This is a genomic window from Halorubellus amylolyticus (assembly GCF_034808145.1).
Classification (GTDB): Archaea; Halobacteriota; Halobacteria; order Halobacteriales; family Natrialbaceae; genus Halorubellus.
Genome location: NZ_JAXHGM010000001.1, coordinates 853,348 through 866,831, shown reverse-complemented (window position 1 = coordinate 866,831; position 13,484 = coordinate 853,348). Strand labels below are relative to the sequence as shown.

The window sequence follows — 13,484 nt, the reverse complement described above, 5'->3', positions numbered from 1 at the left end:
TTCGGATACGACGCGCGAATCGACCGCTCGCCGGGCGCCGTGACCCGTCGCCTCACACGACTGCCAGGACCGCTTCCGCACCGGCGGCCCACAGCACCAGACGACCGACGCTCCCCGCGAACGTCGCGAGCGCGAACTTCAGGTAGTCCTCCTCCAGCACCGAGAACGCGTAGATGGAGAGCGTGTCCGGGAACCCCGGCACGCACAACGCCATCGCCAGCCCGATGTAGCCGTACGTCTGGGCGAGTTCGACGGTCTTGTTCTCGCTCCACTCGACGACGTTGAACCGCGACCGTCGGAGCGCGGAGATGACCGGGCCGGATTCCTTGGCTTCCTGCCCGAGGTGGAACGCGAAGAGACTCCCGGCAGCCTTCCCGAGGCCGCTCACGACGATGATCGCGGAGAGCTCGCCCCAGTACCCGACGCCGAGCTGGAGCGGAGCCGCGAGCACGACCTCGCTCGGGAGCGGGAGGACGAACGCGATGAGAAAGGAGTACACCGCGATGATGCCGAGGCCCACCCAGCCCGTCGCCGTCTCCACGAGCACCCGCAGCCAGTGGAAGTCAAGCAACCCACCGGACCCGCCGTCGCCCGCTGTCGTCCCCGTGGACGTCGCGTTCGCCGCCGCCTCCTGGCCACCGAACGACGCGACCGCGTCCGGACCGACCGACCCGACCGCGTCCGTACCGACCGACCCGAGCGCATCCATCCCGGTCGCGCGACTCGCGCCCGCGACCACGTCGACCAGCGCGTCGACGCCCACTCCAGGCGCGCTCGCCGGCATCGACGCTATCGAGGGAAGCGTTTGGAGGGTGCGAGCGGCGTGAACCGACGCATCGGCGACTGCAAGCGCGGGGTCTACCACGACTTGTCCCGACGGTCGCGCGGGACGAAACCTAAGCCTTGTCCTCTCGACCGACCACCCGCGAGCGACCACGTCCACGCCGTACGCGGGGCATCAGAAAGACGCCGTTCTCAGCCGCCGTCGGCCGCGAGCGTCGCCGTCACCGCCTCCACGTCCGCGGCGAACGACGTCAGCATCTCCCGCGTGACGTGGGGCATGCAGACGACGCGAAGCTCGTCGTCGCTCGTCCGGGAGAGCCGCCAGCCCCGGTCCCGGAGCGCCTCGAACGCGGCGTCGTCGATCGCCGCGGCGACCAGCGGGAGCTCGGGGTCGACGACGTCCAGCCCCGCGTCGTCGAGCGCGTCCGCGAGCCACTCCGCGTTCGCCTGCTGACGCTCGTACTCCTCGCGGTACCCGTCGGGCCAGAGTTCCGTCATCGCAGCGTGCGCGCTCGCCACGCCGGCACCCGACCGCGTGCCCGTCAACGTCGCCTGCGACGTCGACTCCAGGTAGGGCGTGTCCACCGCGAGCGCGTCGAACAACGCCGGGTCGCGAGCGAGCAACCCGCCAGCGGGAATCGCGGCCTGCCCCACCTTGTGCGGGTCGATCGTCATCGTGTCCAGTGACGCGTCCGCGAAACTCCACTCGTGGTCGGCGAACGGTAACACGAACCCACCCCACGCCGCGTCGACGTGCATGAGCGCGCCGTACTCCGACGCCACCGCCGCCAGCTCCGGGATGGGGTCGACGCGCCCGTACTCCGTCGACCCGGCGACCCCCACCACGAGCACGGTATCCTCGTCGCAGAACCGCTCGACAGCACCGACGTTCGCCCGCAGGTCCTCGCGCAGTGGCGTCACTCGGAGTTCGACGCCGAGGACGTCGGCCGCCTTCTTGAACGAGAAGTGCGCGCTCTCGGGCACGACGACGTTCGGCGTCTGCGTCACGCACCGGTTCCGCGCCATCCGTACCGCCTGAATGTTCGCCTCCGTCCCACCCGACGCGACGTATCCGGCGGGGTCCTCGATCTCCGCGACCTCGCCGAGCATCCGCACGACCTCGTCTTCGAGGTCGGAGACGGTCTGGTACGTCGCCGGGTCACCGGGGTTCGTCGCCAGGAACTCGTCTGCGGCCTCGCGAGCGACGGGGTGCGGTTCGGTACACATCGACGACAGCACCCGGTCGAACTCCTGTGGCTGGCCGCGCATACCAACACGTTCGTCGTGGAGAGTTTATCTGTTGTGTTTCGAGAAATCGCCACCGCGACGTCGCTTCGAGCACGAGCCACAGCGCCACGCAATCACCAGCGGTCGTGAAGAAGGAACGGACGCCGCGGCGCTGTCCGTAATCGAGTCGCTGCCGCGGACTAGACGAGTGGGACGCCCGCGTATCCGACCGTCGCGACGTCTCCCACGGGTACGATCGCGCTGGTGTTGGCGTTGGCGGTCGGTCCGAGCGTGGTCCGCATCACGACCTCGCCGTTCGAGCCGTACATCGCGAGGTTGATCGCGCCACCGATACCGGTCTCGGGCTTCGGAACCGGCTCGTAGGAGACGTTGAGCTCCCGGCCGCCGCTCGCGGTGACGTAGATGCTCTCGCCCGCGCTGAAGTTCGCCGGGAGCGTCGTGTACGCGACACCGCGCCCGGCCTGGGGGGAGAGGACGACCTGCGTCCCCGCGGCGACCGTGTCACCGCCCTCGTGCGTTACCTTCAGGACGCTGCCGTTGTACTCGTAGTCGAGGTCGACGGTCGTCGCCTGCTGGCGGGCGGTCGACACCCACGCGGGCGTCGACGCGTCCACGCCACCGACCTTCGCGAGTTCGAACTCGAACGAGCTGGTCGCGTTCCCGTACTGCGCCTCCTGGACCGCCGAGACGGAGAGTTCGTGGAGCCGGCCGTCCGGGTTCACGACGAACCGGCCGTCGAAGGACGTGATAGCCTGTGCACCGCGGACGCTTGCCGGCTCGGACGCGACGTACTCGATGCGCGTCTCGCCGTTCTCCTGGAACGTCCGGTTGACGGTGAAGTTCCCGAGGCGGACGTACTGGATGAGTTGCTGCGTGTAGTTCAGCGACTGCGGGCTACCGTCGACGCGGTAGTCGCTGTAGACGGTCCGGGTCTCGTTCCCGCTCTCCGTGAGCACCCACGTGTCGTTGACGAACGCGCGCGTCGTCGAGTTCCCGCGGCTCGTCCGCGTGTCGTACTCGTAGATGGTGTCGCCGTTCTCCGCGACGCGCTGGACGCCGTCGCGCTGGAGCGACAGCAGTCCCGAGGAGTTCTGCGTGGTCTCGACGCGGTAGCTCGTCCCCGAGAGCGACCCGAAGTGCGCGGAGAGCAGTCGAGTGGCGTTGACGCCGTTCGCGGACATCCACGGTTCCGTGTCGATGCCTTCGAGGGCGTCGCCGCCGTCGCCACCGTCACCGCCGTCGCCGCCGTCGGTGGTCGTCACCGGGTCGGTCGTCCCGTTCGTCGTCGGTGCCGTCGACGTGGTCTGCCCGCCGCTACACCCGGCGAGCGCGACCATCGCGACGACCGCGACGACGAGGAGGGTTCTCGATGTATCCATGTATGCTACGGTCCCCTCGGTAGGTAAGTATCTCTTGGTTCGGCGCAGGAATCGGGGGAGGTGTCGACCGCGGCCGGCCCCGACTCCGGACGTGGTCGCCCCTCTCTTTCCGGACGACCTGCCGGTAGAATCAACTGGCCGGGGAGGCTACTCGAAGCGAACGATGGGAATCTTCGGACGCGCGAAGCGACGGGTCGACGCCGTCGAGTCACGGGTGAACGAGCGCCTGCCGTCGTCCCTGAAGGTCGGCTTCCTGACGCTGTACCTCCACACGGACCGCGGGAACGCGCTCGTGGACGCGATCGCCGCGCGCGGGCCGTGGCGGCGCTGGCACGACGTCGGCGTCGCGGTCCTCGCGCTCGTGATGGCGAGTGGACTCGGAGCCATCGGCTGGGTCGCGGTCGCGGTGGCGACGCGAGACGTGCAGGCGACGGCGGCGAACCAGGCGAACAACGTCCTCGCGATCCCGGGCGTGAACGACTTCATGCCGGTCGCCGCGACCGGGTACGTCGTCCTCGCGCTCCTCGTCGCGACCGTCGTCCACGAGGGCGGGCACGCCATCGGATTCCGGACCGAGGGCGTCGACCTCGACGAGCTCGGGGTCGCACTCCTCTTCGGTGTCCTCCCGATCGCCGCGTACGCGAAGCCCGCGACGGACCTGGACGGCGTCTCGCCGCGCGGTCGACTCCGTGTGTTCGCCGCGGGCGTCGCGAACAACGTCGCCGTCACCGCGCTCGTCGGCGTCGGCTTCCTCGTCGTCGGCGTCGACGCCATCGCGGAGGCGTACCTGACGTACTTCGGGTGGCTGTACACGACCGCGGCCGCGCCGACGGCCGCCGACGTCGCGAGCCTCGGCGTCGCCGCGAACGCGCTCTTCTGGACGGGGTTCCTGAACGCGAACCTCGCGGTCCTGAACGCCCTCCCGATCTGGCCGTTCGACGGCGGGCAGGTCGGTCGCGTCGTCGTCGAAGGCGCCGCGGACGCGCTCGGCGTCGACGACCTCCGCGCGGTCTGGGTCGGGGCGAGCGCCCTCACCGCGAGCGTCGTCGCGTTCGTCGTCGTCGGCCCCGTCCTCCTCTGAGGCGAGCCTCGCCGTTCGACGACGAAGCGAGGGACCGGTGGTCGAACGCGAGCGCTCGGAAGGAAGCGGGCGACTGTCGGGTCAGCGGACGTCGTCGAGGAGGAGCTTCTGTTCGACGCGCTTGACCTCGTGCTGGACGTCGCGGACGGCGTCGATGTTCGCGGAGATGCTCGACACGCCCTCGTTCACGAGGAACTGCACCATCTCGGGCTTCGAGCCGGCCTGCCCGCAGATGGAGGTGGCGACGTCGTACTCGCGGCACGTCTCGATCGTCGACCCGATGAGCTCCAGGACCGCGGGGTGGAGTTCGTCGAAGCGACTGGCGACGCGACCGTTGTTCCGGTCGACCGCGAGCGTGTACTGCGTGAGGTCGTTCGTCCCGAAGCTCGCGAAGTCGATGCCTTGCTGAGCCATCTCCTCGACGCACAGCGCGGAACTCGGCGTCTCGATCATCACGCCCCACTTGCGCTTGCTCGGGTCGATACCGGCTTCGACCATGAGCTGTTTCGCGCGGACGACGTCCTCGGCGTCGTTCACGAGCGGCAGCATGAGCTCGACGTTGTCGTACCCCATCGACCAGAGGCGTCGGAACGCCTCGAGTTCGTGCTTGAACGTCTCGGGGTTCTCGATGCTCCGCCGGATGCCACGGTAGCCGAGCATCGGGTTGTGCTCCTCGGGTTCGTCACCGCCGCCCTGGAGCTGTCGGAACTCGTCGGTCGGTGCGTCCAAGGTGCGGACGCGGACGGGTCGCGGGTAGAACTCCTCGGCGACGCGCTGGATGCCGTCGATTATCTCGTCGACGTACGCTTCGACGCCGTGGTCGGCCACGTATCGCTCCGGCGTCTTGTTCGTCGACATGATCATGTGCTCCATCCGCAGGAGGCCGACGCCGTCCGCGCCGGTCGCGGCGGCGCGTTCCCCGGCTTCCGGGATGGAGACGTTCACCTTGACCTCGGTCGCGGTCATCGGTTTGACCGGCGACTGCGGGCGGACCTCCTCGACGGGTTCGCGCTGCTCGTCGTCGGTCTCGACCGTGCCGGCGCGGATGGTGCCCTTGTCGCCGTCGATGGTGACGAGCTGGCCGTCGGAGAGCGTCGTGGACGCGTCGCCCGCGCCGACGACCGCCGGGACGCCGAGCTCCCGCGAGACGATGGCGGCGTGACTCGTCATCCCGCCCTCGTCGGTGACGATACCGCCGGCGCGCTTCATCGCCGGCACCATGTCCGGCGTCGTCATCTCCGTGACGATGATGTCGCCCTCCTCGACCTTGTCGAGCTGGTCGAGCTTCTTCACGATGCGGGCCGCACCGCTCGCGATACCGGGACTGGAGCCGAGGCCGGAGACGAGCACGTCGCCGCTCCCGCCGTCGGCCGTCGTCCCGTTCGGACTGCCGTCGTCGGCGCTCACGCTCACGTCCGCGTCGACGCGCGTGTCGCCCACGTCCTCCGCGTCGTCCGCGATGGTGGTGATTGGCCGGGACTGCAGCATGTAGACGTCGTCGTCGATGATCGCCCACTCGACGTCCTGTGGCGTGTCGTAGTGCGATTCGACGGTCTCGCCGAGGTCGCGGAGCGCGTCGAGCTCCTCGTCGGTGAGGACGCGTCGTTCGCGGTCGCCCTCGGGGACCTCGCGCTCGACGGTCTCGCCGGTCGCCTCGTCCTTCTCCATCATCACCTTCTTGTCCGCGACCGTCACCTCCTCGACGGTCCCGGTCTGGCGGTCGAGGACGTAGTTGTCCGGCGACACGGACCCGGAGACGACCGCTTCGCCGAGCCCCCACGCGGACTCGACTATCATCTTCGGTTCGCCCGTCGAGGGGTGACTGGTGAACATCACGCCGGACTTCTCCGCGTCGACCATCTGCTGGACGACGACCGCGATGTTGACGTCCGAGTGCTCGAACCCCTGCTGTTTCCGGTAGTAGATCGCGCGTTGCGTGAAGAGACTCGCCCAGCACTCTCGCACGCGCTCCAGGAGGTCGTCCGCGGTGATGTTGAGGAACGTCTCCTGTTGCCCGGCGAAGGAGGCGTCGGGGAGGTCCTCAGCGGTCGCGGACGACCGGACGGCGACGAACTCTTCGCCGTCGCCGAGGTCGGCGTACGCGCCGAGGATCTCCTCGCGGAGCTCGTCGGGGAACGGCGAGTTCAGGATGAGTTCGCTCGCGCGCTCCTGGGCGGCGGCGAGTGCTTCGGTGTCGTCGACGTCGACGTCAACGGCTTCGAAGAGGTCGTCGGCGATGCCGGCCTCCTCGATGAACCGACGGTACGTGCCCGCGGTCACGACGAACCCTGGCGGGACGGGGAGTCCGGCGGCGGTCAGTTCACCGAGTGAGGCGCCTTTCCCGCCGACGCGTTCGAGGTCGCTGGCTCTGATGTCGTCCAGCCACAGTACTGCCATCTGTGTGCGGTCGTCCGACGGAGACCATCATGAAGGTTCCGACACCAGCGAGTGTACGTTCACTCGGCGTCGCGTTAACGCGTCGTCGTGCGGCCCGGTCGACGGCGGGTCGGTTGGCTGGCACGTCGGGCCCCAGAGTTAATACGACTGTCCCGCGAGCGTTGTCGCATGGACGCAAAGCAGACCGTCAAGTACGTCGCGTTCCATCAGGTGCTCGCGACGCTCGCGGCCGTGGTGGGGCTCGGCATCGTCGGCGTCGGAGCGTGGCTCGGGCTCGGCGACGCGGCACAGATCGTGTTGAACGACGCGCCACAGAACTGGGGCGATGCGGTGGCGGCGGCGAACCCGACGACGTTCCTCGCGCTCGCGGTCGTCGGCGTGGTCGTCTGGCAGGTCGGGAAGACCGTCGCGCTCGTCGTGACGGTCGGGAGGGTCGCCGACACCGGCGGTGGCGGCGGTGGCGCTGACGCGGCGGCGGTGAAGCGCGCGGTGTTGAGCGACGTGGACGACCGCATCTCGAGCGTCGAGTCGGACGTGAAGCGCCACGAGGAGGCGCTCACGGCGGACGACGCGTCCGGCGGCGGGAGCGCGGGTCGGGCGTCGAGTCAGAGCGCGTCCGCGGGCGGCGAGAACGGTCGGCGGTCGCGTCGCCGCGGCGCCGCCGGCAGCGACGCGAGCGACGACGGCGGCGCGAGCACGAGCGGCGAGGAGTCCGCGAGCGCGAGCGGCGGCCGGGAGTCGAACCGGAAGAGCAACCGGCGCGCGTCGCGGTCGACCGAGAGCGGGTCGGGCGACGGCGACGACGAGCGCGCGAACTGACCGACGTTCCGCGGACCTATACTTCGAGGATGTCGTCGCTCTCGTACTCGGGGACCCGTAGTTCGCCGTCGAGCGCGAGGACCGCTCGGCCGCCGACGCGGACGTCGCCGCCGTCGACGCGGACGCGGACCGTCCCGGGCCGGTCGAGGTAGTGCCCTTGCTCGCAGACGACCTCGTCCGGGAAGTCCGTGAACGCACCCGCCTGTCGGAGGTACGCGCCGACGGCGCCGCTCGCGGTCCCGGTGACGGGGTCCTCGCTGACGCCGAGTCCCGGGCAGAACGCGCGAGCGTGCAGCGTGCTGTCGGCGTCGAGCGCGTCGAACGTGAACAGGTACACGCCCGCGGCGTCGTGCTCGTCCGCGAGCGCCTCGACGGCCGCGTCGTCCGGGTCGGCGTTCCCGACGTGCTCGAGGAAGTTCACCGGAACGACGAGGAACGGGAGGCCGGTGGACGCGACCGCCGCCTGGAGGTCGGCGCCGACGTCCTGGAACGCGGCCGGGTCGACGCCGAGGGCGTCCCCGACGCGCTCGTAGTCCACGTCGACGGGCTGGACCGACGGGGTGTCCTGAGTCATCCACACCGTCCCGTCCTCGACGACCTCGACGTCGAGCACGCCGACGTTCGTCTCGATGGTGTGCGTCCCGGCGTCGAGCGCGCCGTCGTCGTGGAGGAACCCGTGCGCGGCTATCGTCGCGTGCCCGCAGAGGTCGACCTCCTGCGTCGGCGAGTAGTACGTCAGTCGGCGGTCCGCGTCGTCGCTCTCTTCGAGGAACGCGGTCTCGCTCACCGAGAGCTCGCGCGCGATCGCCTGCTGCTGGTCCGGTTCGAGGTCGTCCGCGTCGGGGACGACGCCGGCGGCGTTCCCCGCGAGCGGTTCGGTCGTGAACGCGTCGACGAGCGCTACCCGTCGCGTGTCGTGGTCGGTCACGACTACGGGGACGGACGGCCGCCCCAAGAAGCTACAGGTCGTCCGTCCACGCGGCGAGGTCGTCGACGAGCGCCTCGACGACGTTCTCGCGCTGGAGGTACTCGCCGGGCGTGGACGGTCCCTCGCCGGGGAGGAACAGGTGGTTCGCGCTCTCGTACGTCCGGAGGGTCGCGTTCGCGGCGTCCGCGAGGGCGTCCGCCCACGGCGGGCGTTCGCGCTCGACGGGCACCTGATAGTCGCGCCCGCCGAACGCGACGTATCGCGGCACGGACAGGTCGGCGGCGACCGCGGTCTGGTCGTACGCGGCGAGGTCCCGCCAGAAGTCGGCGTGGTAGCCGAGCACGACCTCGTCGTCGCCGAGGTCGCCGGCCTGGATGCGGTCGACCGCGTCGCGGACCGAGTCGAGTTGCTCGCGTTCGGCGTCGCTGACGGCGCCGTCGACGTTCGCGAGGTACTCGACCTGGACCGCGACGAGCTCGGCGAGCGACCCGCCGGAGCCGGCGAGCGACGCCATCCCGTCGACGTCGGCGCGCGCCGCGATGCGTGGTGCAGCCATCCCGCCCTGGCTGTGGCCCACGACCGCGACCGACCCCACCGCGTCCTCGCCGCGGAGGACGTCCAGCGCCGTGACGGCGTCGTCGACGGTCAGCGCGTCCAACCCGAGACCGTCCTCGCGAGCCCTGTCGCACGCGAACGTCCGCTTGTCGTACCGGAGGACCGCGACGCCGCGCGAGGCGAGTCCCCACGCGAGGTCCTGGAACGGCCGGTTCGGGCCGAAGCTCTCGTTCCGGTCGTTCGGGCCCGACCCGTGAACGAGGACGACACCGGGGACGGTCGAATCGCCGTCCGCGGCCGCGGTCGGGAGCGTGAGCGTCGCGCCGAGGTCGCACGCCGGCGACGCCAGCGTCCGCGCTCGCTCGACGAACGCGTCCTCGTCGGCGTACGCCGGCGGCTGGTAGGACTGCTGGACGGGCTGAATCTGGAGGCCGCTCAGTCGCTCACCGTCGAAGACCGTGACGACGCGCAGGACCCCGCGCTCGAACGTCGCGCGGAGCACCACCAGCGGCTGACCCCGCGTCTCGGCGACCTGTTCGACGGTCGCCCCCCGGAACGCGCCGAGCGGTTCGCCGTACGTCGCCCACGCCTGCGCGAGCTGGTCGACCGAGAGCTGCCCGGCCGCGGTGTCGGTGAGGCGGTCGTGGACCGCCTGGAAGTCGCCGTCGGCGAGTTCCATGGTGACGCGTTTCGCGAGCGCGACGCGCTCCTCGTCGGTGAGCGCCACCGGCTCCTCGGTCGTTGCGTCCGTCGTCGACGACGCGGTCGTCCCCGTCGTCGGTTCGGTCGTCGTCGACCCGGCGGTCGTGGGTTCGGTCTCGGTGTCCGTCCCGCCCGCGCAGCCGGCGACGCCGACCGCGGTTCCGGTTGCGAGCACCTGCAGGACGCGGCGTCTGGAGGACGAATCCATGCGAGACCCAACGGTCGTTCGGTCCTTGACCGTTCCGTCCGCGATGACCCGCGCGAGGAGTGAACGCTATACGGGTCGCGCTCGTAGCACGACCCGGATACCCGATGGACCTCGCTCGCGTTCGCGCGTTCGACCCGATAACCGTCACGGACCAGCCGCGGGACGCCGGCGTCCTCATCCCCATCGTCGAGCGCGCCGACGGCGACCACCTCCTCTTCACGAAACGCAGCGACGAGCTCGGCAAGCACCCCGGCCAGATGAGCTTCCCGGGCGGCGGCCGCGAACCCGAGGACGCCGACATCGAGGCGACCGCGCTCCGCGAGGCCCACGAGGAGATCGGGCTCGCGCCCGAGGAGGTCGAGGTCGTCGCACGCATCGACGACATCCGCACCATCACCGAGTACGCCGTCACTCCCGTCGTCGCCCGCATCCCCGACCGCGAGTACCTGCCCGACGAGCGCGAGGTCGCCGAGGTCGTCGTCGTCGCCGTCAGCGACCTCCTCGACGCCGAGAACTACGAGGTCGAACGCCGCGAGCATCCCGAGTACGGCGACGTCGTCGTCCACTACTTCCACGTCGACGACTACACCATCTGGGGGGCGACAGCGCGCATCCTCGTCCAGTTCCTCGAACTGACGACGGACTGGCGCGCGCCGGAGAAGATGGACCGCGAAGACCGCCTGGCGTAGGGGCGTCCGCGCAGGGTCCGTCGCGGACGACCGTCAGAAGACGACGCGTTCGAGCACCCGCCGGAGGAACCCGGGCTGGCGCTCCTGGCGCGGGAACACGGTCACCGTCGTGCAGTCCGGTGCGGGCAACGCCGGCCGCTCGTCGAACAGCGCCGCGCGGAGTCGATGGTCGGGGCCACCGCGAACGACCAGGTCGGGGCGGGACAGTCGCCCGCCGTCCGAACGGTAGGACTCGACGTGCACCGGAGCCGAGAGCATCGCCGACAGCTCGGACTCGTAGTCGACGGCAGGCCCGGGGCCGTCGCCGCTCGCCGCATCCCGGCTGGCCGGACTCCGCAGCGAGAGGCGGGCGTCGTTCGCGGTCGTGATCGCGTCCGCGACGTTCACCGAGGTCGGCTCGTACGTCCCGCCGTCGCCGACGAGGACGACGTCCTCGAGGCGGTCGTAGCCGAGGTTATCAACGAGCAGGACGTCGCAGTGCGCGTGGCGAACGACCCAGTCGACGGGGTCGCCGAGCAGTCGGGACCGCAGACGGAGCGGCTCGTGCTCCGCGATGATCGAGTCCACTCCGCGGCTCTCCGAGAAGTTCACGATGGCGTGCTTCGTGTCGTGACTGACGATCTCGTCGGCCTCGACGTCGACGTCGAGGTCCTCGCCGAGCCGCTCGACGCGTGCCTCGAACGAGCGGTCCTGGGAGGACTGGACGGTCGCGTGCTCGGTGAGCGGCGCCTGGTCCGGGATCTCTTGGAACCGGACCGCGACGACGCGCCCGTCGTCCGCCCGGACGAGGTCCGCGGCGAGCGAGAGGAGCGCGCGCTCGCGGTCCTCCCCGACCGCCTTCGTGAACGCGACGAGGACGTTCCCGGCGTCGCCCTCGGTGTCGGCGACGTCCGTCAGCGCGTCCTCGCCGAGTTGCTGGCGGACGGCCTTCGTCGCCTCGCCCTCGCGGGTCACGCGCGACCGGACGTACAGGAGGTACCACGCGACGCTCGCGACGATGATGACGGCCGCGCCGACGAGCGCGACCGTCCCCATCTGCGTGAGCAGCAGCGCGCCCGTTATCACGCCGAACATCTGTATCCACGGGTACAGCGGCGACTCGAACTCGGGCTCGTACGTCGTCGAGCCGTTCCGGAACGCGACGACAGCGAGGTTGACGAGCGCGAACACCATGATCTGGAACGCGCTCGCGAGCTTCGCGATATCGAGGATGGGGACGAACGCGATGAGCGCGAGCAGGACCGCGCCCGTGAGCGTGATGGAGGCGACGGGCGTCCCGAACCGGTCGCTGACCGCGGAGAGCGACGGCGGCGCGAGCTTGTCTCGACTCATCGCGAAGGGATACCGCGACGAGGAGAGGATGCCGGCGTTCGCCGTCGAGATGAGCGCGAGGATGGCGGCGAGGATGACGGCGTACACGCCCGCCTCGCCGAGCGTCTGCTCGGCGGCGACGGCGACCGGCGTGAGCGACCCCGCGACGCTCCCGGGGTCGGTGACGCCGACGAGGACGGCGACGATACCCACGTACAGGAGCGTGGTGAACGCGAGCGACCCGAGGATGCCCAGCGGGATGTTCCGCCCGGGGTCCTCGACCTCCTCGGCGACGCTCGCGACCTTCGTGACGCCGGCGTACGAGACGAAGACGAGGCCGGTCGCGGCGAGCACGCCCGTGAGACCGTCGCCGAAGAAGTTCGCGTAGTTCGCGGACTCGACGCTCCCCGCGCTTCCCGCGGCGAACCACCCGAGTGCCGCGAGCATGACGACGACGATGACCGTCTGAAGTCGCCCGGTCTGCTTCGCGCCGACGACGTTCACGAGGACGAGGAACCCCGCGAGGCCGAGCGCGACGGGCTTGAGTGGCAGGTCGAACAGCAGGAGGAGGTAGGGGACGCCGCCGACGAGCGCGAGCGCGCCCTTGAACGACAGCGAGAACCACGTCCCGACGCCGGCGATCGTGCCGAGCAGCGGCCCCATGCCGCGTTCGATGTAGATGTACGTGCCGCCGGCTTCGGGCATCGCGGTCGCCATCTCGGACTTCGAGAGCGCGGCGGGGATCACGAGGAGGCCGGCGAGGAGGTACGCGACGATGACCGCGGGGCCGGCTATCTCGAGGGCGAGCGCCGGCAGGATGAAGATGCCGCTGCCGATCATCGCGCCGATGCTGATGGCGAGGACGGACGGCAGCCCGAGGTCCCGTTCGAGCTCCTTCATAGGTCCCCCACGATCGCGTCGGCGATGGCGTTCGTCGCGCAGACCGGGTCGTGTCCGGCGTCGTCGATCGACGCCATCCGGTCCGGGTGGTTCGTCAGGACGACGACTCGGGGGACGTCGAACTGCGTGCGGACGAGCTGGGCGACGAGGAGGTTCCGGGCGTCGGTTCGCGTCGCCACGACGACGGTGGACGCGTCGGCGACACCGGCTGCCTCGAGCGTCGACAGGTCCGACGCGTCGCCGTCGACGCCGGTGAGGTCGGCCTCGGTCGCCGAGCCGGTGAGGTCGGTCTCGGTCGACGATTCGGTGACGACGGTGACGTCGTGGCCGTTCGCAAGCAGTCGCTCGGCGACGGCCTCGCCGACGTGGTTGCCGCCCAGGACGTAGTAGTCAGCGGCCTCGTCGCTGGTCTCGGTGCTCGAGAACGGGTTCGTTGGTGGTTTGAGTGACATCGTTGTGGGTCGCAGTTCGGTGGACCGAACCA

The 13,484-nt window shown here is 70.3% G+C and carries 11 protein-coding genes; 3 read left to right on the top strand and 8 right to left on the bottom strand.

Translation table 11 applies throughout. The features are described 5' to 3' along the window. Positions 1–52: 52 nt before the first annotated feature. The 3 genes from SM754_RS04385 to SM754_RS04375 all read right to left on the bottom strand — a co-directional run bounded on the left by SM754_RS04385 (position 53) and on the right by SM754_RS04375 (position 3,410). Positions 53–571, bottom strand: coding sequence for a YqaA family protein (locus SM754_RS04385; protein WP_323675253.1), 519 nt, complete (start codon positions 569–571; stop codon positions 53–55). A gap of 404 nt (positions 572–975) precedes the next feature. Further along, positions 976–2,052: a tyrosine decarboxylase MfnA gene (gene mfnA / locus SM754_RS04380; protein WP_323674983.1), complete on the bottom strand. Its 1,077-nt coding sequence runs from the start codon at positions 2,050–2,052 to the stop codon at positions 976–978. A 158-nt stretch (positions 2,053–2,210) separates the two neighbouring features. Next, entirely contained in the window at positions 2,211–3,410 is a 1,200-nt protein-coding gene (locus SM754_RS04375; RefSeq protein ID WP_323674982.1) for a DUF7537 family lipoprotein, read from the bottom strand. A 163-nt stretch (positions 3,411–3,573) separates the two neighbouring features. Between SM754_RS04375 and SM754_RS04370 the strand changes: the two genes are divergently transcribed. Then, the gene (locus tag SM754_RS04370) at positions 3,574–4,491 is read left to right on the top strand and encodes a site-2 protease family protein (protein WP_323674981.1); all 918 of its coding nucleotides are present in this window, start codon (positions 3,574–3,576) and stop codon (positions 4,489–4,491) included. Positions 4,492–4,572: 81 nt separating this feature from the next. On the opposite strand, the gene ppsA is transcribed toward SM754_RS04370, so the two are convergent. After that, positions 4,573–6,888 carry a phosphoenolpyruvate synthase gene (gene ppsA, locus SM754_RS04365; protein ID WP_323674980.1) on the bottom strand — a complete coding sequence of 772 codons (2,316 nt, stop codon included), beginning with the start codon at positions 6,886–6,888 and terminating at the stop codon, positions 4,573–4,575. A 168-nt stretch (positions 6,889–7,056) separates the two neighbouring features. On the opposite strand from ppsA, the gene SM754_RS04360 reads away from it, so the two are divergent. After that, positions 7,057–7,707, top strand: a complete 651-nt coding sequence (locus SM754_RS04360) for a hypothetical protein (protein ID WP_323674979.1) — start codon at positions 7,057–7,059, stop codon at positions 7,705–7,707. A 16-nt stretch (positions 7,708–7,723) separates the two neighbouring features. Here SM754_RS04360 and SM754_RS04355 read toward each other — a convergent pair whose 3' ends face one another. Continuing rightward, positions 7,724–8,635 carry a PhzF family phenazine biosynthesis protein gene (locus SM754_RS04355; protein WP_323674978.1) on the bottom strand — a complete coding sequence of 304 codons (912 nt, stop codon included), beginning with the start codon at positions 8,633–8,635 and terminating at the stop codon, positions 7,724–7,726. Positions 8,636–8,666: 31 nt separating this feature from the next. Then, entirely contained in the window at positions 8,667–10,100 is a 1,434-nt protein-coding gene (locus SM754_RS04350) for an alpha/beta hydrolase (protein ID WP_323674977.1), read from the bottom strand. Between the two features lie 104 nt (positions 10,101–10,204). On the opposite strand from SM754_RS04350, the gene SM754_RS04345 reads away from it, so the two are divergent. Beyond that, a complete protein-coding gene (locus tag SM754_RS04345) occupies positions 10,205–10,789 on the top strand; it encodes an NUDIX hydrolase (protein WP_323675252.1) in 585 nt (194 codons plus the stop codon). 33 nt (positions 10,790–10,822) lie between these two features. On the opposite strand, the gene SM754_RS04340 is transcribed toward SM754_RS04345, so the two are convergent. Together SM754_RS04340 and SM754_RS04335 are read right to left on the bottom strand one after the other, a co-directional pair. After that, complete coding sequence (locus SM754_RS04340; protein WP_323674976.1) at positions 10,823–13,000, bottom strand: amino acid permease; 2,178 nt, start codon at positions 12,998–13,000, stop codon at positions 10,823–10,825. Next, positions 12,997–13,452, bottom strand: coding sequence for an NAD-binding protein (locus tag SM754_RS04335; RefSeq protein ID WP_323674975.1), 456 nt, complete (start codon positions 13,450–13,452; stop codon positions 12,997–12,999). The genes SM754_RS04340 and SM754_RS04335 overlap by 4 nt, the downstream gene beginning before the upstream one ends. Positions 13,453–13,484: the final 32 nt, after the last annotated feature.

Coding starts and splice junctions, on each gene's coding strand:
- mfnA (WP_323674983.1), bottom strand. CDS start 2,052: ATGCGCGGCCAGCCACAGGAGTTCGACCGGGTGCTGTCGTCGATGTGT.
- SM754_RS04375 (WP_323674982.1), bottom strand. CDS start 3,410: ATGGATACATCGAGAACCCTCCTCGTCGTCGCGGTCGTCGCGATGGTC.
- SM754_RS04370 (WP_323674981.1), top strand. CDS start 3,574: ATGGGAATCTTCGGACGCGCGAAGCGACGGGTCGACGCCGTCGAGTCA.
- ppsA (WP_323674980.1), bottom strand. CDS start 6,888: ATGGCAGTACTGTGGCTGGACGACATCAGAGCCAGCGACCTCGAACGC.
- SM754_RS04360 (WP_323674979.1), top strand. CDS start 7,057: ATGGACGCAAAGCAGACCGTCAAGTACGTCGCGTTCCATCAGGTGCTC.
- SM754_RS04350 (WP_323674977.1), bottom strand. CDS start 10,100: ATGGATTCGTCCTCCAGACGCCGCGTCCTGCAGGTGCTCGCAACCGGA.
- SM754_RS04345 (WP_323675252.1), top strand. CDS start 10,205: ATGGACCTCGCTCGCGTTCGCGCGTTCGACCCGATAACCGTCACGGAC.
- SM754_RS04340 (WP_323674976.1), bottom strand. CDS start 13,000: ATGAAGGAGCTCGAACGGGACCTCGGGCTGCCGTCCGTCCTCGCCATC.
- SM754_RS04335 (WP_323674975.1), bottom strand. CDS start 13,452: ATGTCACTCAAACCACCAACGAACCCGTTCTCGAGCACCGAGACCAGC.